Origin of the sequence: Sorangium sp. So ce1014, from assembly GCF_051521505.1 — a bacterium.
Classification (GTDB): Bacteria; Myxococcota_A; Polyangia; order Polyangiales; family Polyangiaceae; genus Sorangium.
On sequence record NZ_CP150356.1, the window covers coordinates 2,956,615 to 2,978,481 of the forward strand.

The 21,867-nt window shown below is 71.8% G+C and carries 20 protein-coding genes; 15 read left to right on the plus strand and 5 right to left on the minus strand.

The features are described 5' to 3' along the window. Positions 1-51: 51 nt before the first annotated feature. The gene (locus WME75_RS11430) at positions 52-603 is read left to right on the plus strand and encodes a hypothetical protein (protein ID WP_437489793.1); all 552 of its coding nucleotides are present in this window, start codon (positions 52-54) and stop codon (positions 601-603) included. A 132-nt stretch (positions 604-735) separates the two neighbouring features. Here the strand turns inward: WME75_RS11430 and WME75_RS11435 are convergent, their stop codons facing one another. After that, entirely contained in the window at positions 736-1,107 is a 372-nt protein-coding gene (locus WME75_RS11435; RefSeq protein ID WP_437489796.1) for a thioredoxin family protein, read from the minus strand. A gap of 100 nt (positions 1,108-1,207) precedes the next feature. Here WME75_RS11435 and WME75_RS11440 point away from each other — a divergent pair, with 100 nt between their 5' ends. From WME75_RS11440 to WME75_RS11460, 5 genes are all read left to right on the plus strand, one after another. Then, positions 1,208-1,744 carry an RNA polymerase sigma factor gene (locus WME75_RS11440; RefSeq protein WP_437489799.1) on the plus strand — a complete coding sequence of 179 codons (537 nt, stop codon included), beginning with the start codon at positions 1,208-1,210 and terminating at the stop codon, positions 1,742-1,744. Between the two features lie 51 nt (positions 1,745-1,795). Then, entirely contained in the window at positions 1,796-2,590 is a 795-nt protein-coding gene (locus WME75_RS11445; protein WP_437489802.1) for an N-formylglutamate amidohydrolase, read from the plus strand. 214 nt (positions 2,591-2,804) lie between these two features. After that, on the plus strand, positions 2,805-3,599 hold the full coding sequence (locus WME75_RS11450; RefSeq protein WP_437489804.1) for a hypothetical protein: 795 nt from the start codon (positions 2,805-2,807) through the stop codon (positions 3,597-3,599). A gap of 128 nt (positions 3,600-3,727) precedes the next feature. Then, the gene (locus tag WME75_RS11455; protein ID WP_437489806.1) at positions 3,728-4,840 is read left to right on the plus strand and encodes a phytanoyl-CoA dioxygenase family protein; all 1,113 of its coding nucleotides are present in this window, start codon (positions 3,728-3,730) and stop codon (positions 4,838-4,840) included. Between the two features lie 210 nt (positions 4,841-5,050). Continuing rightward, on the plus strand, positions 5,051-5,893 hold the full coding sequence (locus WME75_RS11460; RefSeq protein ID WP_437489809.1) for a Uma2 family endonuclease: 843 nt from the start codon (positions 5,051-5,053) through the stop codon (positions 5,891-5,893). Between the two features lie 91 nt (positions 5,894-5,984). Here the strand turns inward: WME75_RS11460 and WME75_RS11465 are convergent, their stop codons facing one another. Beyond that, positions 5,985-9,956 (minus strand): ATP-binding protein, encoded by a 3,972-nt coding sequence (locus WME75_RS11465; RefSeq protein WP_437489810.1) that lies wholly within the window; start codon positions 9,954-9,956, stop codon positions 5,985-5,987. Between the two features lie 296 nt (positions 9,957-10,252). Between WME75_RS11465 and WME75_RS11470 the strand changes: the two genes are divergently transcribed. From WME75_RS11470 to ureG, 8 genes are all read left to right on the plus strand, one after another. Next, positions 10,253-11,671 carry a glycoside hydrolase family 15 protein gene (locus tag WME75_RS11470; protein WP_437489813.1) on the plus strand — a complete coding sequence of 473 codons (1,419 nt, stop codon included), beginning with the start codon at positions 10,253-10,255 and terminating at the stop codon, positions 11,669-11,671. Positions 11,672-11,851: 180 nt separating this feature from the next. Then, complete coding sequence (locus tag WME75_RS11475; RefSeq protein WP_437489816.1) at positions 11,852-12,706, plus strand: urease accessory protein UreD; 855 nt, start codon at positions 11,852-11,854, stop codon at positions 12,704-12,706. 10 nt (positions 12,707-12,716) lie between these two features. Then, positions 12,717-13,058, plus strand: a complete 342-nt coding sequence (locus WME75_RS11480) for an urease subunit gamma (RefSeq protein WP_437489819.1) — start codon at positions 12,717-12,719, stop codon at positions 13,056-13,058. Between the two features lie 18 nt (positions 13,059-13,076). Next, on the plus strand, positions 13,077-13,388 hold the full coding sequence (locus WME75_RS11485) for an urease subunit beta (protein ID WP_437489822.1): 312 nt from the start codon (positions 13,077-13,079) through the stop codon (positions 13,386-13,388). Between the two features lie 12 nt (positions 13,389-13,400). Beyond that, entirely contained in the window at positions 13,401-15,122 is a 1,722-nt protein-coding gene (gene ureC / locus WME75_RS11490; RefSeq protein WP_437489825.1) for an urease subunit alpha, read from the plus strand. Between the two features lies 1 nt (position 15,123). Then, entirely contained in the window at positions 15,124-15,765 is a 642-nt protein-coding gene (locus WME75_RS11495) for an urease accessory protein UreE (RefSeq protein ID WP_437489828.1), read from the plus strand. Next, the gene (locus WME75_RS11500) at positions 15,762-16,442 is read left to right on the plus strand and encodes an urease accessory protein UreF (RefSeq protein WP_437489830.1); all 681 of its coding nucleotides are present in this window, start codon (positions 15,762-15,764) and stop codon (positions 16,440-16,442) included. The genes WME75_RS11495 and WME75_RS11500 overlap by 4 nt, the downstream gene beginning before the upstream one ends. Continuing rightward, complete coding sequence (gene ureG, locus WME75_RS11505) at positions 16,439-17,083, plus strand: urease accessory protein UreG (RefSeq protein WP_437489833.1); 645 nt, start codon at positions 16,439-16,441, stop codon at positions 17,081-17,083. Before WME75_RS11500 ends, ureG begins: the two co-directional genes overlap by 4 nt. Positions 17,084-17,170: 87 nt before the next feature. Here ureG and WME75_RS11510 read toward each other — a convergent pair whose 3' ends face one another. The 3 genes from WME75_RS11510 to WME75_RS11520 all read right to left on the minus strand — a co-directional run bounded on the left by WME75_RS11510 (position 17,171) and on the right by WME75_RS11520 (position 20,484). Beyond that, positions 17,171-17,689 (minus strand): peptidylprolyl isomerase, encoded by a 519-nt coding sequence (locus tag WME75_RS11510; RefSeq protein WP_437489835.1) that lies wholly within the window; start codon positions 17,687-17,689, stop codon positions 17,171-17,173. A 216-nt stretch (positions 17,690-17,905) separates the two neighbouring features. Further along, the gene (locus tag WME75_RS11515) at positions 17,906-19,489 is read right to left on the minus strand and encodes a carboxylesterase/lipase family protein (protein ID WP_437489838.1); all 1,584 of its coding nucleotides are present in this window, start codon (positions 19,487-19,489) and stop codon (positions 17,906-17,908) included. 380 nt (positions 19,490-19,869) lie between these two features. Then, positions 19,870-20,484 (minus strand): response regulator transcription factor, encoded by a 615-nt coding sequence (locus WME75_RS11520; RefSeq protein ID WP_437489841.1) that lies wholly within the window; start codon positions 20,482-20,484, stop codon positions 19,870-19,872. Between the two features lie 110 nt (positions 20,485-20,594). On the opposite strand from WME75_RS11520, the gene WME75_RS11525 reads away from it, so the two are divergent. Then, entirely contained in the window at positions 20,595-21,866 is a 1,272-nt protein-coding gene (locus tag WME75_RS11525) for a hybrid sensor histidine kinase/response regulator (protein ID WP_437489844.1), read from the plus strand. Position 21,867: the final 1 nt, after the last annotated feature.

Below are 21,867 nucleotides of genomic sequence, written 5' to 3' on the forward strand. Positions count from 1 at the left end.
CCGTCCTCCCGAGGAGAGCGGCCGCGCTCGCCGCCGCGCCGCGAGATCCGCGTGGCACCCGCGTTGCTGGGCGCGGAGCGCGGCGCCGGGATCTGCGCCGAGCACAGCGAGGTAGGAATGCGAAGTATCTACTCTGTGGCAGGGCTATGCGCAGTGATGATGGTCGCGTGCATGGACAACACGACCGACGAGACAGAGCCTGGAGAGACAGGGCCGGGAGAGACCCAGCCTGAAAAGATGGGATTCGTCGCCGTCCAGTGGGCGATCGAGGACAAGACCGACGCCTCTCAGTGCAAGGCGTACGGCGCGAACGCGGTCGAGCTGATGCTCATCAACACGGAGAACAACCACGTCAACAGGCAGGTGGTCCCGTGCGAGCGGTTCGACGCGAGCATCCATGTCACCGCCGATGAATACGTCGGAACGATCACGCTCATCGACGAGAACGGCAGGCCGGTCAGCGAACCGCTGCCGCTGGGGCCGTTCGAGGTCTCCGGGGCCGAGACGACGACGCGCCGGATCAGCTTCCCCGCCGCCGAGAGGCAGGGCGACACCGAGGGGCAGCGAGACAGGCAGCGACCGCGCGACCGGCATCGACGGTAGCACGCGGGTGGGCCGGGTCGCCCGCGCGACCCCCGAGCGAGCCCGAACGCGGGCTCGCCGCCGCGGCATCCCCAGTCCCCACGCCAGAGCCGCCGCGGCATCCCCACGCCAGGGAGCGCCGACGAGACGCCATCACGGCGGCGACGGCGCTCGGTCCCTCCGCGCCCCCGCGGAGAGCTCCCGCCCCTCGACAAGCTTCAGGAGCTTCTCCTTCGTGGTCAGCCCCACGTGGCGCGCCACCTCCTTGCCGCCGGCGAACGCGACGACCGTCGGGAGCCCGCGGATGCCGAAGCGGCGGGCGAGCGCCGGGCTCCGATCGCCGTCGACCGCCACCACCTTCAGGCGACCTGCGCCCTCCTCCGCCAGCCGGTGCAAGATCGGCGCGAGCGCGCGGCACGGCGGGCACCACTGCGCCGTGAAATCGACGAGGACGGGCACCCCGGCCTCCAGCACCTCGGCATCGAAGTCGAGCTCGTTGATCTCGTGGACAGGATTCATGGACATCGCGTGAGCCTCCATGCCTCCCCAGGTCTCGAGACCGGCCTCCATTACAGCGCTCGCCGGTGTAATGTGGGCGCGGCTCGAGACCTGACCTCCGTAGACCATGGAAGCCATCAAGGACGCGGACGACATCCTGGGGCACGTGTCGCACCTTGTGCGCTCGGAGCGTTCGGCGCTCGCGGCGCTGGCGCGCGCGGAGGGGGTGACGCCCGAGGACGCTGTCGACTGCGTGCAGGAGGGCCTCTGCACGCTGCTCACCGTCGCGCAGCAGGGCGCGCTCCCGGACGACGCCGGCGCGTGGGGGGGCGTGCTCGCCGGGATGGTGCGGAACGCCGCGCGCAACCGGCGCCGTCGTCACTTCCGCGCCCGGCCGCACGAGGACGTCGACGCGCACCCGGAGGTCGCGGGGGAGGTCCCGGCGACCGACGAGGCGATCGCGCGCGCGGAGGAGCACGTCCGCCTGCGCGCGTGCGTCGAGGAGCTCTGCGAGATCCAGAAGGCGGTCGTGACCCTGCGCATGCTCGAGGAGCAACCGGGGGAGGACGTGGCGCGCGCGCTCGGCATCTCGGCGGGCCACGTCGCGGTCCTCCTGCACCGCGCCAAGGTCGCGCTGCGCGCCTGCATGACGACGCCGTCCTGATCGCGCGCGGCGCGGACGCGCTCGGGTCTGCTATGTCTCGGGCGAGACGCCATGAGCACCCCTTCGCCTGCCTTGCGCATCCTTGCACCTGACGAGCCGCCTGCGTTCGAGGTGGTGAATCCCCAGGGTCGATCCAGCGCGGTCCTGCTCTGCGACCACGCCTCCAACGCGGTCCCGCGGAGCCTCCCCGGGCTGGGCATGCACGAGGACGCGCTCTGCCAGCACACCGGCTGGGACATCGGCGCGGCGCGCCTCTCGCGCCGCCTGTCCGCGCTCCTCGACGCGCCGCTCGTGCTCTCCGGCTACTCCCGCCTGGTCATCGACTGCAACCGGCCGCTGGGCTCGCCGACCTCCATCCCCGAGATCAGCTGCGGCGTGCCCATCCCCGGCAACGTGATCGACGCCGCGGAGGCCATGGCGCGCGCCGACGCCTGCTTCTGGCCCTACCACCACGCGATCACCGCGCTCCTCGACGAGCGGCGGGACCGCCGCAAGAGCACGGCGATCCTCAGCCTCCACAGCTTCACGCCGTCGATGCCCGGCGAGGACCGGCCCTGGCACGCGGCCATCCTCTACGGCCGCGACCGGCGGCTCGCCGCGCTGTTCCTCGAGGCGATGCGCCGCGAGCCCGGGCTCTGCGTCGGCGACAACGAGCCCTACTATGTGACCGATGGAGGCGATTACGGGATCCCCGTGCACGGCGAGGGCCGCGGCCTGCCGTGCGTGCTCCTCGAGATCCGCCAGGATGGCCTGCTCAGCGACGAGGGCGTGGAGGCCTGGGCGCAGCGCCTGGCCGCGATCTACCGGGAGATCGAGGCCGACCTCCCCGGGGCCGGCCGCGCGTGACGCCCGGCGCGCGCGGGGGGCCGCCGCCGCGGGGACGCGAACTGCGCTCCAGGGGGCGCTGGCAAGAAAGGAACAGGCCGCCGCGGCGTCAGGAGATGAGGCTCCCTGGGCCCCGCTGACGCCCGGCCTCGCTCAGGCCAGCGTGGCGGCGCTGCGGCGTAGGACCAAGGTCCCATGGCGCGGAGGGGCGTCGTGACCCCACCCTGGCCGGGATATGATCCCCGAGAGGCAAGTCCTGGACGTGGTGGCGGTCGCGTCGTCGGCGGGCCGAGAGCGCCCCTCCCCGGCGAGGCGCGAGATCGGAATCCCGGCCGTCGACCTTGTCGTGCTCATCGATTCCAGCGAGGCGATGAAGGAGCTGGCAGACACGCTCAGCAAGGTGGTCGGCGCGGCCATCGGCGCCGCCAGGCTGAAGCACCCGGTGAACCTCCGCGTCACCTACCTGGGCATCGAAACCGCGTTTCCCTCTACCGTCTTCATGATCTCGGCGCGCGGCTACCTGACCGTGGCGCGCAGGGTCGATGAAGCGTTGCTCACGAGCCGACCCCGGGGGCCATGGAGTGGCGCGTCGGAGGGGCAATCCGCCGGCGTCGAGGGGAGCGCGGGGCGCGTCCTCGTCGACATCGTGGCCCACTTCGACTGGCGACCCGGGGCCACCCGCAACGTGCTCTTCCTCGGCGATGGGCCGCTCGATGGAGTCCGCTCCCTCACGCCTGCAGGGCGGGACGAGGACCGCGGGGCCGCGGGCCGTGTCATCGAGGCCGCCCGGCAGATGGGAGCCCGCGTGCACATGTGCCCGAGCCTCGGCCGGTCCCGGGGCGACGCGGCGACGCAGGAGAGGCGGCGTACGGGCATCGAGGCAGACTACGCGCGCGTGGCCGTCGAGACGGGCGGTCAGTTCATGGTCGCGCAGGACAGCCTGGGCGCCTGCCTCACGATGCTCGAGAGCGTGATCGGCGGCAGCACGACAGCGCCGCGCATCACCGCGGCGGCGCGCATGCCCAGGTAGACGCAGCGGCGAGCCGAGGGGCCCTGGGGCCACGGGCCTCGCGCGCCCCGGGTGGCGCCCGAGCGAGGAGCCGCGACATCGGTTGATGCCCCGCCGCTGGAGGTGTAATTGCCACTGTCAGGACTGCCATGAATCCGAGTAGCCAGCGACTCATCGAGATGCACCTGCAGCACGGCGAGAGCCTGGTGGCCCGATCCGACGGGGGAACGTCCGTCGACTGCGAGCCGCACCCCGATCTGCCGCATCTCTACACCGTCGACGCGGGCAAGCTGGCCCCCGGCGAGCCGTTTCGATACGTGGTGCGCCGCGCCGATGGGACCGAGACCGCGGAGCGTTACTTCGCCCACGCGCTCGACAAGGGCGGGCCTGTGGACGTGTGGGAGGGGATCCGCGCCGTCGACAACGCCTTTTACACGGCCGAGGTCCAGCATCACATCGAGCGCCGCGGGTTCGCGGTGGTCCGAGGCGTCCTGTCCGCGGACGTGGTGAGCACCTTGCGCGCCGTCGTGCACCCCCTCATCGCCGACGTGTGGAGAGAGGACAGGGCCGCCTACCGGGACAAGATCAACCTGGAGAAGGTGCTGCTCGGTGTCCCCTGCTTGCTCCAGGCGCTGGCCGAGAAGCTGGCGCCGCTCCTGCGGAGCATCGTGGGGGACGAGGTGTTCCTCGAGTACGAGCAGGTCATGGCGGTGCGCGCGGGCTCATCGTACGCCACCCGGCGCCATCGGGACGTCGACGGCGGCAAGGACGGCTTCTCCGAGGCGTCCAGGCGCCACAAGGGCTCCGTCCACCTCTGGATTCCCCTCGTCGATATCGACGAGACGCGGGCGTGCATCTATGTCGATCCGTTCGACGCGCCGGAGCGGTCCATCGAGCTGGAAATGCGGGCCGGCGACGCGCTGTTCCTGCACAACTACGTGTGGCACGGGAGCCGCGCCAACGCCTCCGTGGTGGATCGCGTTTCGTGGCTCCTGAACTTCGCGCCCGCGCCGAGCCACGATGAGACCAACCCGGGCGCTGATCTCAACCTCCAGATCCTGCGCGGCGGGGCGCCCACCGATCTGGGCCCTGACGTGTGCTGCCGGCTGGTCCGGGAGAAGCACGTGTTCTTGAACCTCTTCGATGCGTTCTTCACCTACGATCCATCCCTGATGCGGATGGTCCACCCGGACAACAGGCGGGTGAGGACCCCACGCGCGACCGCGAGCCATCCGTCCTGTCCCGCGGGCGATGAACGGTAAGCGCCTGTGGCGCACGAGGGCGGCGATCGGGGAAGAGCGCGCTCCTGGTCGAGCATCCCTCGGGGACCGGAACGGTCCTGGCGAACGCGTCACCTCCGCTGCCGCGGCGGCGTTCGGTGCTAGGTTCTCGGCATGGTCCTACCCGCCTCCGGAACGCCTCGGCCGCCCGGCCCCCCGCTGATCGCTCCGACGGAGGAGGAGTGGCGCGCGATGACCCCGGCGGAGCGCGAGCGCCTGCTGGTGAGGATCCTCGACGCCCTGTCGGACCCGAAGAGCGCCATGGCCGAAGGGCGGCCCCACCACAAGGCCAAGGGGCGGGCGATCGACATGCTCACCCTGCACTTCGGCTCCACCGGACGCGTCATCTACATGGCGGAGGAGCTGGCGGTCCTGTACCCGGGTGAAGACGTGTTCGTCCCGGATATCCTCGCGGTGCTGGACGTGCCGCAGCCCGAGGACGATCCGCGGATGGCGTGGGTGGTGGCCGACGAGGGCAGGGGGCTGAGCCTGGTGCTGGAGGTCCTGCATCAGGGCGACCGGAACAAAGATCTCGTCGCCAACGTCGAACGGTACGCGCGCCTGGGCATCCCCGAGTACTTCGTCTACGACCGGCTCCGGCAACAGGTCCACGGCTACCGGCTCCCCGCGCCGGATGCCACGCGCTACCAGCGCATCGTGCCGCAGATGGGGCGTCACGCTTCGGCGGTGCTGGGCCTCGACCTGGCGGTCGCCGGCAACCGGCTCCAGTTCTTCCAGGGCATGGCCGAGCTGTTCGGCTCCGCGGACCTGATCGGCCGCCTGAAGGGGATGATGGAGAGCCTCGAGTCGAGGGCCGAGCAGGCGCAGGCCCAGGCCGAGCAGGCGCAGGCCCAGGCCGAGCAGGCCATGGCAGGCCTGCGAGAGGCCCTCCTGGCCGCGCTCGCCATGCGCGGGATCCCGTGCCCGGACGAGGCGCGCGCGCGCCTGCTGGCCTGTCAGGACCCGGCGACGCTGCAGCGCTGGCTGCTGCGGGCGATGAGCGCCGACTCCCTCGAACAGATCCTCGCCGAATAGCGAAGAAGAGCGAAGAAGAGCTCCTCGCCGACGAGCGAAGCCCGGCGGCTCGTTGACGTCCGGGGACCTCGCGCTCGCCTCGGCGCTGCCCTCACCCGGATGCCGGCGGCTCGCCGTGCGCGGCCAGCCGCGCGCCGAGCTCGTGGATCCGGAACTCCTCGGCCAGCCCGCGCACCTCCCGGAGCCACGGCGCGAGCCGCGGGTCCTCCGCTTCGAGCGCGGCGAGCCGCTGCACGAGATCCTGGAGGCGACCCCGCTCGACGAGCTCGGCGAGCCGCGCGAGCTCCTCCGGGGACGGCGGCACCACCGGTGCACACGGCGGCGCGCCGTCGCCGTCGCCCACGCTGCGCGCGCCCTCGGGCGCCGCGTGGACCCAGGTGAGCGCGAGGCGGCGCTCCAGGTGCTCGAGCAGGGCGCCGAGCTCGATCGGCTTCGGGAGGAAGCCGTCGCAGCCGGCGGCCGCGCTGCGCGCGCGCTCGGGCGCCTCGACGCTGGCCGACGTGGCCAGGATGGGCACGCCCGAGAGCCCGGGGAGCCGGCGGATGCGGCGCGCGGCCTCGTCGCCGCCGAGATCGGGCATGCGGAGATCCATCAGCACGAGGTCCGGCCTGCGCCCGGCCGCGAGCGCGACGGCCGCCTCCCCGCCTGCGGCCTCGACGACCTCGAAGCCGAGCGGGGCGAGCGCGTCCCGCAGGAAGGCACGGTTGTCCTCGTGGTCGTCGACGACGAGGATCGCCCGGCGCGCGCCCTCGTAGCCCGCGATCGCCTCGCCCCCGCGCCGCTCGCCGGACGGCGATTCGCCGGCGAGCACGGGGAGATCGAGCGCCACGGTGAAGGTGCTGCCCTCGCCGGGCGCGCTCTCCACGTCGACGCGGCCGCCCATCCGGTCGACGATGCGGCGCGTGATCGCGAGCCCCAGGCCCGCGCCCTCGCCGTGCGCGCGCCGCTCGCCGGCCTGCTCGAACGGCTCGAAGATGCGCGCGAGATCCGCCGGCGCGATGCCGGGGCCGGTGTCCTCGACGCGGAAGAGGACGCCGCCGCGCGCGCGCCCGTCGCGCGGCGCGACCCGGAAGGTCACCCGCCCGGCGCGGGTGAACTTGATGGCATTGCCGAGCAGGTTGAGGAGCACCTGCGTGAGCCGCTTCTCGTCGACCCGGACCCACGCCGGCGTGCCCTCCGCCACCTCGAGCTCGAACCCGAGCCCCCGCTGCGCCGCCCGCACCTTGCACACCTCCGCGACCGTCCGCGCGAGCGACGGCAGGTGGACATCTTCCGGCGCGAGATCCAGCCGGCCGGCCTCGATGCGGGCGAGATCGAGGACATCGTCGATCAGCGCGAGCAGGTGCTCGCCCGACCGGCGCACCACGTTGGCGCTTTGCCGATCCTCCGGGGCGAGCCGCCCGGAGCGCTGGAGGAGCTGCGCGTACCCGAGGATGCCGTTGAGCGGCGTGCGCAGCTCGTGGCTGACGCTCGCGAGGAAGGTGGTCTTCGCCTGGCTCGCGGCGTCGGCGGCGTCCTTGGCGGCCTGGAGCTCGGCGGTGCGCTGCTCCACGAGGAGCTCGAGCTCGCGCGTGCGCCTCCGGAGCGCCCGGAGCCGCAGGCGCACGCCGCCGTAGGCGAGCCCGGACAGCGCCGCCGCGTAGCCGAGGTAAGCCCAGGCGGTGCGCCACGGCGCGGGCCGGACGCGGAAGGCGACCGTCGCCGGGCCGGCGACGTTGCCGGCGTGGTCGCGGCCCCAGACCTGGAAGGTGTACGGGCCGGGCGCGAGGTTCGTGTAGCGCGCGCTCGAGTCCGCGCTCCACGCGCCCGGCGATGCGTCGAAGCCGACGAGCTGGCTGCGGTAGCGCGTGCTGCGCTCGTGGAAGAGGCTCAGGAGCGCGTACTCGAACGAGACGGTGTTCTCGTCCCAGGCGAGCGACGCGCCCGGCGAGAGGGCGAGCGCGCCGCGCGCACGTTGAGCGCGCGCGTCGAGCGCGAGCGGCTTGGGCGCGACGTCCGGGACCTCCTCGGCCGGATCGAGCACCGCCACCCCGCCGGTCGTGCCCGCCCAGACGCGGCCCCGGCTGTCGATGAACGAGCCGTTCTGGTTGCACTCGTTGCTCGGCAGCCCGTCGTCGGTGGTGAAGGTGTAGGCGGCGAGCTCGGCGGGGTCGTCGGGCGTCGGGGCGCGCGGGGTGAAGCGGGTGACGCCGCGGTCGGTGAAGGCGTAGATCCGGCCCTGCGCGTCCGCGCGCACGCCGTAGACGATGCTGTCCGGCAGCGCCGGCCGGGTCCGCTCGTTCAGCGGCTCGATCCACGCCTCCGCGTCGAGGTCGTAGCGCGAGATCCCGCCCTGGGTGCCGATCCAGAGCACCCGCGCGCCGCGCGCGTCCCGGATCTCGGTGAGCGCGGCGACCGCGTCCGAGGCGAGCGGCGCGTCCGCGGCCGTGTAGCTCCGCCACTGCCCGTCCGTGAGCCGCGATAGCCCCCTCATGGTGCCGAACCAGGTGGAGATCTTCCCGCCCGGGGCCGTGGTCTCGAGGACGCCGGTCACGTGATCGTCCACGAGGGGCACCTGTGCCTTCGTGAAGACCTGCCACGCGCCGTCCGCGTCCAGGCGCGCGGCCCCGGTGTCCGTCGCGATCCAGAGCGAGCGCCCGTCCAGGGACTCCGACAGCGCCTGGACGCCGACGCCGGGGAGAGGGGAGCTCTGCTTCGTGTACGTGGTGAGCTGCCCGCCTGCCCAGCGATGGAGCCCGGCGACGCCGAGCCAGACCACCCCGGGCTCGCGCGTCGACGGCAGGAGGAAGGTCACCAGGTCGCCGAGCTTGCCGGCGAGCCCGGGGGCGTCGATCGGCGCGAAGCCTTGCCCCGAGGACCGCACCACCGTGTCGTTCACGGCCACCCAGAGCTCGGGCGGGCCGCCCTCGGCTCCCGGCGCGCGCACCTCGGCGATGGAGCCGATGGTGCCGGACAGGCCCGCGTTCCGCTGCGTGAACCCCACCCACCCGTCGTGCCGCAGGCGCGCGAGGCCGCCGGCGTTCGTGCCGATCCAGAGCGTGCGGCCGCCGTGCGCCTCGCCGGTCGCCGCGAGCGCCATCACGTGGTCGTCCGGCAGCGTGGAGCTCTCCTTGGTCAGCGCCGTCCAGGTCCCGCCCTGCAGCCGCGCGAGGCCGCCGCCGTAGGTGCCGGCCCAGAGCGTCCGCGCGCCCGTGCCGCTCACCGTCTCGGCGAGCGCCCGCACGGGCTGCGCCAGCACCGGCACGGTCGCCGGGGCGAAGCTCTCCCACCGCCCCTCCGCGAGCCGGGCGATGCCCCCCCGCGTGCCTGCCCAGAGCACGCGGCCCCCGGCTTCCCCGGGGGTCTCGAGCAAGCTCATGACCACGTTGCTGGGCAGCCCGTCGGCGGTCGTCGCGAAGCGGGCGCAGCCCCGGGCGTCGCAGCGGAAGAGGCCCTCACCGGTGCCGACCCAGAGCGCCGGCTCCCCGCCGGGGAGCGTCGTTGCGTGCAGCGAGCGCACGTCCGGGTGCTCGAAGCCGGGCCCCAGGTCCACGCGCGTCCATCGCTCGCCGTCGAGCCGGTAGAGGCCGTCCGTGGTCGCGGCAAAGACCGCGCGCCCCTGGCCCGCGGGCGCCTCGAGGAGCGCCCGGAGCGGCTTCTCGGCCGCGAGCCCCTCGGCGGCCCCGAAGCGCGTGAAGCGCCCGTCTGCGTAGCGGATGACCTGGCCGGTCATCATCCCGAACCAGACGGCGCCGTCCTGCCCCACGGCGACCGCCTGCACCCAGCTCGATCCTCCGGCGGTCGGCAGGGGGAGGGGCGTGAAGCGACGCCCGTCATACGACGCCGCGCCGCCCTGGGTGCCGATCCACAGGCGGCCGCCGGGCTCGAAGGCGATGGCGTTGATGGTGATCTGGGGGATGCCGTCCTCCGCGTCGAAGACGCGCATCGACGGCGCGCCGCGCGCCCGGAGGTCGCCTGCTGCGGGCAAGTCGCCCGCGGCAGGCGCGGGCGCGAGGGCCACGGCGAGCCCGAGCGCGATGGAGACGCGCAGGCGCCCGCCGGGGAAGGAGAATCGACCGAGCATGTCGGCCGCACTCTAGACGAGATCGCGGCGACCGATCTGCCCTGTCCAGGCGTCACCCAAGGACGAATTCGCGCTGGCGAACCGTCGCGATCCGTCAATTCCCCCGGGATTTCGGGGGGCTTGATGACGGATCGCAGCCCCTCGGAAGGCATGGACCCAGCGCGGGCCCAACCGCCGGCCCCGGGCTCGGTGTGACGGTGCTCGGCTCGTGATCCGTGACGTCGATGCAGAGCGCCAATGCTACGATTCGAGCTGCGGAACAGAAGACCGATATGCCGCACCCGAACAATACCGTCATGGCCGACACGGAACGTCCGCGACACGTCTTCATGCCAGAAGACAGCCTTGAAGAGTGGATTCTTCAGGAGAGCGAGCGCGCCGAGATCTATCTCCTGAGGAACGTCTCGCCTCCAGACGCCCTCCCGGGGGCCATCCTCGCGTCCCCTTCCAGATCGAACCCTGATTACTACTATCACTGGGTCCGCGACGCCGGAATTGTCATCAAAGCCATCCTGCAGCTCTACCGGCTGGCGCGAGAGCCCGAGGCACGGCGACGGTACTTCGATCGGATGATGGAGTTCGTGGACTTTTCCTGGCACATCCAGCGGACGGCCGTTCAGGCCGGCATCGGCCTCGGCGAACCGAAGTTCTTCGTGGATGGAATGCCCTATATGGACCCGTGGGGGCGGCCGCAAGACGACGGGCCCGCCATTCGCGCCATCGAGCTCACCCATTGGGCCTTCCTCCTCCTGGACGAAGGCCGGCGGGAGCTGGTGCAGGAGCGGCTCTACGATGCGAGGCTGCCCACCGGGTCGGTGATCAAGGCGGATCTGGAGTACACAGCACACCGCTGGCGCGCGACGTGTTACGACCTCTGGGAGGAGGTGCTGGGTCATCACTTCTTCACGCGGCTCCTGCAGCGGAAGGCGCTCATCGAGGGAGCCGCGCTCGCGACGCGGCTCGGGGACGACGAGGCCGCGCGTTTTTACGTGGATCAGTCGAGACACCTGGACGGCGAGCTGCGCCGGCACTGGGAGCCCGAGCGCCAGTACCTCGTCTCCGTCCGCGATCAGGAGACCGATCCCCCGCGGAGCGGCCTGGACAGCTCGGTCATCCTCGCGACGCTGGGCGGGTACTCCATCCACGACCACGAGCTCTACGGCGAGGATCTCTACCCGGTCGAGCACGAGCAGGTGCTCGCGACCGCCGTGGCGCAGAAGAGAACGTTCCAGTCCCTCTATCCGATCAACGATCCGTCGCGCCGGATCGCGGGTATCGCGATCGGCCGCTACCCGGAAGACCGCTACGATGGCTACCGGACGGACTCGATCGGCAACCCGTGGCCGGGCATCACGATCGGCTTCGCGATGTATCACTACAAGCTGGCCATGCAGTATCGGCGGTCGACGAGGATCGCCCTCACGCCCACGAGCCTGCCGTTCTTTCAGGCGCTGCCCGTGGAGGACGTGCGATTCGACCCCGGGGAAGAGCTCCTCGCCGGCGATCCTCGCTTCGACCGGACCGTGGACGCGCTTCGGCGCGAAGGGGACGCGTTCCTGGAGCGAGCCCGTTACCACATGAACCCGGACGGGTCCATGTCAGAGCAGATGAACCGATTCACCGGCTTTCAGCAAGGGGCGGCTCACCTGAGCATGAACTACGCCGCTTTCTTGCTCGCGACGGAGATGAGGAGGCACCTCTTGCTCTTCTCTTGAGCGTGCTCGACGCTCCCCTCCCGTGCGCATGGCTCGTCCGCTCGCCGAGGGAGGCGGCCGCCATGGGGCCAAAGTCCTATGGACAGCGCTGCGTGCGCCGGAGTACAAGCCTGAGGACGGATCGACGAGCGGCGAACGGCGGCGAGGCGGAGCACTTTGCACGATCGACAGGGGCTCTCATTGACTGACCCGAAGGACCACCCCGAGCACCGCCTGGGGCTGCAGCGGGACAACGGGTTTCTCGAGGTCCGCTTCGAGCGGCACGATCGCACGAGGCCCGTGCACCTCGCGCACCGCGCCCCGTGCCGCATGCTCTTCCCGCGGCAAGAGCCGGACGAGCCGCTGCTCGGGGTGTTCATCACGACCTCCGGCGGGATGGCCGGAGGCGATGTCCTCCAGGTCGCCGTCGAGGCGCGCCGCGGCGCCACGGCCACCGTGACGAGCCAGGCCGCCGAGAAGGTCTATCCTTCGCTCGGCGCCCCCAGCCGCCTCTCGCTCGATCTCCGCGTCGGCGAGGGCGCCACGCTCGAGTGGCTGCCCCGGGAGACGATCCTGTTCGACAACGCCCGCCTCGAGCGGCGCGTCGAGCTCGACGTCGCGCCCGGCGGGAGCCTGCTGGCGCTCGATCTCCTGGTCTTCGGCCGGCTGGCCCGGGGCGAGCGCTTCACGGCCGGCGCGCTGCACGACGTCTGGCGCGTCCGGCGCGGCGGGCGGCTCCTCTGGGCGGAGGCGCTCTCCCTCTCCGGCGACATCGCCGCGCAGATCGCGGCCCCCGCGGGCTTCGGGGGCGCCACGGCGGCGGGGCTCGCGCTGCTCGTCGCCGACGACGCGGCGGCGTGGGTCGACGAGGCCCGCGCGCGGCTCTCGCGCGGGTCGTCCCGCGCGGGCGCCACGCTCGTCGGCGGGGTGCTCGTGGCCCGGGCGCTCGGCGCGGAGCCGGCGCACGTGCGGCGCGATCTCACCGATCTCGTCTCGTGGCTCAGGGCGGCGCGCTCGGGCCATCCGGCGCGCATGCCGCGCTTCTGGTCGATCTGAGGAGGAGTCGATGAATCTCACCCCCCGAGAGAAGGACAAACTGCTGATCTCCATGGCCGCGATGGTCGCGCGCCGGCGGCTGGAGCGCGGCGTCAAGCTCAACTACCCCGAGGCGATCGCGCTCATCTCCGACTTCGTGATGGAGGGCGCCCGAGACGGCCATTCGGTGGAAGATCTGATGTGCCGAGGCGCGCGCGTGATCTTCCTGGATCAGGTGATGGAGGGCGTCGCCGAGATGATCCACGATGTCCAGGTCGAGGCGACGTTCCCCGACGGCACGAAGCTCGTCACGGTCCACCACCCGATCGGCCCGCGGCTCGAGATCCAGCCGGAGCCCCAGGGCACGCCGTAGAGGCGAGGAGGAGGTGTCATGATTCCCGGAGAGATCATCAGCCCGGCGGCGCAGCTGGACATCCAGGTCAACCTGGGCCGGCCCGTCGTCACGCTCAGCGTCGAGAACACCGGCGATCGGCCGATCCAGGTCGGCAGCCATTACCATTTCTACGAGACGAACGAGGCGCTCGTCTTCGACCGCCAGAAGGCCCGCGGCATGCGGCTCGACATCCCGGCCGGCACCGCGAAGCGCTTCGAGCCGGGCCAGAAAGAGGAAGTGTCCCTCGTGCCCTACGGCGGCGACCGCGTCGTCGTGGGCTTCCAGGGGAAGATCAACGGCTCGCTCTAGGAGGCTCAGGCGATGGCTCATCCGATCTCTCATTCCAGCTACGCGAGCCTGTACGGCCCGACCGTGGGCCAGAAGGTGCGGCTCGCCGACACCGATCTCTTCATCGAGGTCGAGCAGGACCTCACCGCGCTCCACGGCTATGGCGAGGAGGTCACGTTCGGCGGCGGCAAGGTCATCCGCGACGGCATGGGCCAGTCCCAGCGGACGCAGGCCGAGGGCGCCGTCGACACGGTGATCGTGGGCGCGCTCCTCCTCGACCACTGGGGCATCGTCAAGGCGGACATCGGCCTCAAGGACGGCCGGATCGCCGCCATCGGCAAGGCCGGCAACCCCGATGTGCAGGACGGCGTGACGATCGTCATCGGCCCCGGCACCGAGATCATCGCGGGCGCCGGGAAGATCGTGACCGCCGGCGGCATCGACACGCACATCCATTTCATCTGCCCTCAGCTCGTCGAGGAGGCGCTCTGCTCGGGCCTGACGACGCTCATCGGCGGAGGCACCGGGCCGGCGGCCGGCACGACCGCGACGACCTGCACGCCCGGCCCCTTCCACCTCCGGCGCATGCTCCAGGCCGCCGAGGCGCTGCCGGTCAACATCGGCCTGTTCGCCAAGGGCAACACGAGCCGTCCCGCCGGCCTCATCGAGCAGATCGAGGCTGGCGCCTGCGGGCTGAAGCTCCATGAAGACTGGGGCAGCACGCCGGCGGCGATCGACAACTGCCTTGCCGTCGCCGACGACTACGACGTCCAGGTGGCGCTCCACTCCGACACGTTGAACGAGGGCGGCTTCGTGCAGGATACGATCCGGGCCTTCAAGGGGCGGACGATCCACTCGTTCCACACCGAGGGGGCCGGGGGCGGCCATGCGCCCGACGTCATCGCGCTTGTCGGGGCGCCCAACGTGCTCCCGGCGTCCACGAACCCGACCCGGCCGTATACCCGGAACACGGTCGTCGAGCACCTCGACATGCTCATGGTCTGCCATCACCTCAAGAAGGAGATCCCGGAGGACGTGAAGTTCGCCGAGAGCCGTATCCGGAAGGAGACGATCGCCGCCGAGGACATCCTGCACGACCTCGGGGCCATCTCGATCATGGCGAGCGACAGCCAGGCGATGGGGCGCGTCGGCGAGGTCGTCCTGCGGACCTGGCAGACCGCCGACAAGATGAAGCGCCAGCGCGGCAAGCTGCCCGAGGAGAAGCAGGACAATGACAACTTCCGCGCCAAGCGCTATATCGCCAAGTACACGATCAACCCGGCCATCGCCCAGGGGGTCAGCCGGCATATCGGCTCGGTCGAGGTCGGCAAGCTCGCCGATCTCGTGGTCTGGTCGCCGGCCTTCTTCGGGGTCAAGCCGGACATGGTGCTCAAGGGCGGCTCGATCGTCATGGCGGCGATGGGCGATCCCAACGCCGCCATCCCGACGCCGCAGCCCGTGCACTACCGGCCGATGTTCGGGGCCTACGGCCGGAACGCGATCGAGAGCTCGGTGCTGTTCGTGAGCCAGGCGTCGCTCTCGCGCGGGCTCGCGGCGAGCGCCGGGCTGTCGCGCCCGTTGCTCGCGGTGGAGAACACCCGGTCGGGGATCTCGAAGGCGAGCATGATCCACAACAGCGCCACGCCGCGCATCGAGGTCGATCCGGAGCATTACACGGTGAAGGCCGACGGCGAGCTGCTCACCTGCGAGCCGGCGGAGGTGCTCCCCATGGCCCAGCGCTACTTCCTGTTCTGACATGCGACGCGCCATCGAGGTCATCCCCCACGGGAGCACGCCTGAAGCCGCCGCCGAGGCGTGCGTGACGCTCGCCTACGACGACCGGCACCGCCGGCGGATCCGGCTCGCCACCGACGACGGGTGGGAGTTTCTGCTCGACCTACCGGAGGCGACCGTGCTCGGCGACGGGGACGGCCTTCGCCTCGACGACGGCGCCTGGATCCGGGTGCGCGCGGCGGACGAGGCGCTCGTCGCGGTCACGTGCCGCGAGGCGCCGGACCTGGCCCGCATCGCCTGGCACGTCGGCAACCGTCATATCCCGGCGGCCTTCGACGGCGCGCGGATCCTCATCCGCCACGATCATGTCATCGTCGACATGGTCCGGGGGCTCGGCGCCGAGGCGACGCCGCTCCGCGCCGCCTTCACGCCGGAGCGCGGCGCCTACGACCGGCAGGCGCCGCACGGTCATGGGCATTCCCACGAGCATGGGCATTCCCACGGTCATGGGCATTCCCACGAGCATGGGCATTCCCACGAGCATTCTCACGGTCATGGGCATTCCCACGACCCTGAGCACGGTCATGGGCATTCCCACGACCCTGAGCACGGTCATGGGCATTCCCACGACCATGAGCACGGTCATGGGGACCGACACGGGTGAGCTCCGTGGGCGATGGCGCGCTCTACCGCCTTCTGAGCTGGATGTCGCCGGCCTATCCGGTCGGCGGATTCAGTTACAGCCACGGGCTGGAGTGGGCGGTGGAGGCGGGGCTGGTCGGCACGGCGGAGCAGCTCCGGGCCTGGGTCGCGACGATCCTCGGCGAGGGCTCCGGCCGGGTCGATGCGGCGCTCCTCGCGGCCGCTTTCCGCGCCGAGCACGACCGGGAGCTCGACGAGGTGGCCGAGCTCGGGGCGGCGCTCCGGGGCACCCGCGAGCTCGCCCTGGAGAGCGCCCAGCAGGGGGCCGCGTTCCTCACCATCACCCGCGCCGCCTGGCCGCACCCTCGCCTCGACGCGTTCGCCGAGCGCCACGCCGGTGAGGCGCCGCTCCCGGTCGCGGTCGGGCTCGCCGCGGCCGCGCACGGGGTGCCGCTCGATGCGGCGCTCCTGGCGTACCTGCACGGCTTCGGCTCGGGCCTTGTCTCGGCGGGCATGCGCCTGATCCCGCTCGGCCAGACGGACGGCCAGCGCGTCGTGGCGGCGCTCGAGCCGGTCATCGCCGGCGCTGCCCGGCGTGCCCGGGACACGCCGCTCGACCGCATCGGCGCCGCGACGCCGGGGGTCGATCTCTCGTCGATGCAACACGAAACCCAGCACACGAGGTTGTTCCGATCATGACAGCAAGCACTCACGGTCCCCTCCGTGTCGGTATCGGAGGGCCGGTCGGCTCCGGCAAGACGGCGCTCGTCGATCGCCTCTGCAAGCGCATGCGCGACGAGTGGCGCGTCGCCGTCGTCACAAACGACATCTACACGAAGGAAGACGCGGAGTTCCTGACCCGCTCGGGCGCGCTCAGCGCCGATCGCATCGTCGGCGTCGAGACCGGCGGCTGCCCCCACACGGCGATCCGCGAGGACGCCTCCATCAACCTGGCGGCCGTCCGCGAGATCTCGCAGCGCCTGGCCCCGCTCGATCTCGTGTTCGTCGAGTCCGGCGGAGACAACCTGGCGGCGACCTTCTCGCCGGAGCTCGCCGACCTCACCATCTACGTCATCGACGTGTCGGCCGGCGACAAGATCCCGCGCAAGGGCGGCCCCGGGATCACCCGATCGGACCTGCTCGTCATCAACAAGATCGACCTCGCTCCCCTGGTCGGCGCGAGCCTGGAGGTGATGGACAGGGACTCCCGCAAGATGCGGGGAGAGAGGCCGTTCCTGTTCACCAACCTGAAAGAGAACAAGGGAGTCGAGGAGATCGCCGCCTTCATCGTCAGAAAGGGCGGCCTCGACGCCAGGACGAGCGCCCCGGCAGGCGGCTGAGAGGCCAGCAGAGGACCCAGGTCATGCCTGGGGGATGGGGCAGGGCGCGCGCCGCGATCACGTCAGCGCGGCGCGCGGCGGCGCGGATCAGGCTTCCTGCACGACGACGCGATTCATACGGATCGGGGTCTGGGGCCGATCGCCTCCGTCGGTGCGCGCCGTCTCGATCTTGCGCACGACGTCCATGCCCTCGATCACGCGGCCGAACACGGGGTGCTTCGAGGGGCCGGGCGTGAACCAGTCGAGGTAGGCGTTCTGGACGGTGTTGATGAAGAACTGGCACGAGCCGCTGTTGGGGCTGCCCGTGTTGGCCATGGAGAGCGTGCCGGGCTCGTTCGAGAGCTTGGCGTTGGCCGGGTGCTCGTCCTGGATGCATCCGTCGGGCCCGTCGCCCGTGCCCGCCCGCGGGCTCTTCGGGTCGCGGCTGTGCGGACAGCCGAACTGGAGCATGAAGCCGTTGATGACGCGGTGGAAATGCAGCCCGTCGTAAAAGCCACTCTTCGCGAGCTTGAGGAAATTGCCGGCGGTGATGGGCATCTTGTCGAGGTAGAGCTCGATCGTGATGTTGCCCAGGGAGGTCTCGAGGAGCGCGGTCGGGTTGGCCATGGGCGAGAGGGTAGTAGAAGGCGCGGTCGGGCGGCAAGAGCCGGCGAGGCGCCGCGCGCACCTCCGCCCTGGGCAACGCGCGCCGCTCGGTCCGTGGCCCCACGCGGCGCCCCGCGGCCCGCCGTCGCGGTCGAGACGTTTCGGTTTCCTGAATAGGCGAAGTCTGGTTCTCCGCCTGCTTCCAGGTTGCCCGTCTCTGCGCGTCGGCGAGCCGCTCTACCGCGGCCCACCGCCCGAGCCGCCACCCGCCGCCAGCGCCGCCTCGAGCACCGGGTACTGCGCGATGAGCGCGTCGAGGCGCACCTTCCTGAAGTCGTGCGCGAGCTCGATCTCCTCGCCGAGCTTCAGGGTCTTGTCCCGCATGAGCAGTCCCCCCGTCTCGTGCTTGGGCCACGCCGTGTCGCCCGCCGGCGTACCGGTGTTCGCGAAGGAGAACCAGTAGCTGCTGACCTTCTCGGACATCGTCCGATCGGCCGCGGTGAACCTGTCCTTCCTGCCCCCGAACGGGAAGATCATCTCGCCGCCGTGCGAGACGCCGTGGGGCTGGTCAGCGCGGTCCCCCTCAGGCACGTAGCTGAAGTAGTACCACCGCGTGTCGGCCACCTTCGAGTGCTTGTCGGCGAGCCACCGGGCCTGCGCGGTGAACAGCATGTCGCGCAGCACCAGGCCGGCGAAGCGGCTCGGGTCCTCGAGGTCCTCCTCGGTCACCTCGGGGTCGCTGCGGTAGAGACCCTTCAGGGTCTCCAGCGCGTCCTCGGCCTCCTCCCCGCCCGCGTCGATGATCCTCTGCATGACGGCCGCCGGATCCATGCCGAACGCCTCGAGGACGCTCGCCTCGTCGCTGTTGCTGCCGATGATGAGCGGCTTTCGCGCCTGCTCGCCGGCCTCGAAGGTGGCCCTGAGCCCCGTCGGCAACACCACGTCGCCGCGCACCGGGCTCGGGCCCAGGTAGGGCACCTGGCCCCGCGGGTTCTCCGGGGTCGGCATGAACATCGCGGTGAACTTCTCCGCCGGCACCGCCCGCAGCTCCTCGGCCGTGGCCTGCGCGCCGTTGAGCTTGAACAGCGCCGACGCCACCTTGACGCCGAGCTCGGACGCCTTGAGCCGGGTCTGCTCCGGGATCGCATAGGGGCTCTGCGCGATGCCCTTGTGGAACAGGGCCGGCGTCCTGTCCCGCGAGAGCGGGGAGGCGAAGAGGGCGAGGACGCTCTCGGCCCCCGCCGACTGGCCGAAGATCGTGACGTTGCCAGGGTCGCCGCCGAACGCCGCGATATTGCGCTGCACCCACTCCAGCGCGGCGATCTGATCGAGCAGGCCGAAGTTGGCCGGCCCGAGCTCCCTGTCGAGCCCGGGATGGGCGAAGAACCCGAGGAGGCCCACGCGGTAGTTGAGGGTCACCACCACCGCGCCCTTCCTGGCCAGCGGCCCCCCGCCGAAGAGCTTGTCGCTGCCGATGCCGATCTTGAAGGCGCCGCCATGGATCCACACCATCACGGGCTTGCGCGCGCCGGGCTCCACGCCGCTCGTCCAGACGTTCAGGTACAGGCAGTCCTCGCTCTGCGGCCCCACGTCGCCCGAGCCATCCATCGAGGGATAGGTGGGCTGAAGGCAGGCCTTGCCGAAGGTGTCGGCGACCCGGGTCTCCTTCCAGGGCTCGACGGGCTGCGGCTCCTTCCAGCGCAGGTCGCCGACGGGCGGACGGGCGTAGGGGATCCCCTTGAACACGAGGATCTCGCTCTCGACGACCCCCTGGACCGGGCCCTCTACGGTGTTGATGATCGGCGTGATATTGCTTGTCATGGATTCGCCTCCTTGGATTCGAATTGTGATGATTGGGCGCGCCGGAGCGCGCTTCCGTGAAAGCTGGGGAGATGGACGTCGCGCGGTGCGGCGCGCCGCGGCCCGGGCTGAGCGCAGGTCCAGGGCGGCCGTCCGCTCAAGGGCTCGATCCCTGGATGAGAGTCGATGAGAGTCGATGCCTCCGCGCACCGCCGCGAAGTCCGCCGGAGTTAATCCCGGAAGCTTGGCCCTCGCCATGGGACCTTGGTCCCATGAGGGTCGTCGCAGGCAGACGACAGGATGCCGTAAGACCAAGGTCCCATGGGCGGCGCCGCCTCGCCGTCCGGGGGGCGACGCCTCACCATGAGACCTTCGTCCCATGGCGGCTCGCGCGCCGCAGCTCAGGGCCCCTGGAGCCGATCCACGAGCCGCACGAGCTCCGCCACCGACTCGACGCCGAGCTTCTCCATCACCCGGCCGCGGTGCACCTTGATCGTCTTCTCCGCCGCGCCGAGCTCGTCGGCGATCTGCTTGTTCAGGAGCCCCTGCGCGACCCGCAGGCACACCTCGCGCTCGCGCGGGGTGAGCGCCTCGAAGCGCGTCCGCAGCGCCTCTTGCTCGCCCCGGGTGGCGCGCGCCGCTGCGTCGCGCGCGATGGCGCGCTCCACCGCCGCGAGCAGCTCCTCGTCGTCGCAGGGCTTCGTGAGGAAGTCGATCGCGCCCGCCTTCATCGCCCGCACCGAGCTCGACACGTCGCCGTGGCCGGTCAGGAACACGATCGGCAGGGGGCACCCCCGGCGCGAGAGCTCCTCCTGCAGATCGAGCCCGCCCAGGCCGGGCATGCGCAGGTCGACCACCACGCAGCCCGGCCGCTCCGAGGGCGCGCGCTCCAGGAACGCGCCGGGCGCGGCGTGCGCTTCCACCGCGTACCCCGCCGCGCGCAGGAGCCGCTCGAGGGCGCGCAGCACCGAGGGGTCGTCGTCCACAACGAACACCGTGGGCGAGGTCGCGAGCATGGCAGCGACCGCATTCCACGCCCAACCCGGTGAGGGCGTCAACCCGCGGGCAGACGTCGTGGCAGCGAAGCGCTTGACGCACCCGTCGGCGCGCTGGCATCTGGTCCGCCATGGCGCCGGACCGCCCCCCGCTCGTCTTGCTGGTGGACGACGATCCCGGCAGCCTCAAGCTGCTCTCGGAGGCCCTCGCGGGCCAGCCCGTCACCCTCGCGGTGGCGATCGACGGGGAGATGGCGCTCCGGCAGGTCCGGCGCGAGGTGCCCGACCTCGTCCTGCTCGACGCCGTGATGCCGGGCCTCTCCGGCTTCGAGGTCTGCCGCCGCCTGAAGGAGGACCCGGCGACGCGCGCGGTCCCCGTCCTGTTCATGACCGTGCTCGCCGACACGGCGAGCCGCGTGCGCGGGCTCGAGCTCGGCGCGGTCGATTACGTGAGCAAACCGTTCGTCCGCGAGGAGCTCGTGGCCCGCGTGCGGACGCAGCTCGCGGTCCACGCCGCCGCGAGGGCGCTCTCCGAGAAGAACGACGAGCTCGCGCGCGCCCGCGCCTCGCTGGAGGTCGAGGTGGCGCGGCGGACGGAGGAGCTGCGCGCGGCCAACCAGCGCCTCGCGCGCGAGATCGAGCTGAGCCGCGCCGCCGAGCTCAAGGTGCAGAAGGCCCAGGACGAGCTCGCGCACCTGAACCGGGTGTCGGCGATGAGCGAGCTGGCGGCCTCGATCGCGCACGAGCTGAACCAGCCGCTCGCGGCGATCCTGAGCAACGCGCAGGCGGCGCAGCGGCTGCTCGCGCGGACCCCGCCGGACGTCGCCGAGGCGCGCGCCGCGCTCGACGACATCGTGGCGGACGACCGCCGCGCCGCGAAGGTCATCGAGCGGATGCGCGCGATGCTCCGCAAGGGCGAGCTCACCGCGGTCGCGCTGGACCTCGGCGAGGTCGTCCGCGAGGTGGCGCGGCTCGTGGCCAGCGCCGCGCTCCTCGCGGGCGCGACCCTGCGGATCGAGCTCGCGCCGGGCCTGCCGCGCGTCCGGGGCGACGGCATCCAGCTCCAGCAGGTGCTCCTCAACCTCCTCGTCAACGCGCTCGACGCGGTCTCGCGCCGCCCGCCCGAGGCGCGCCTCGTGGTGGTGCGGGCCCGCCCGGCCGACGGCGGCGGCGTCGAGCTCTCGGTGGCAGATTCCGGCGAGGGCGTCCTCCCGGCGGATCTCGAGCGGATCTTCGAGCCGTTCTTCACGTCGAAGGCCCAGGGGCTCGGCGTGGGCCTCGCCATCAGCCGCTCGATCGTCGAGGCGCACGGCGGCCGGCTGTGGGCCGAGCGCGGCGCCGGCGAGGGGGCGACGTTCCGCTGCGCCCTGCCGGTCTGGGACGAGGCCAGGGGCGCGCCCTGAG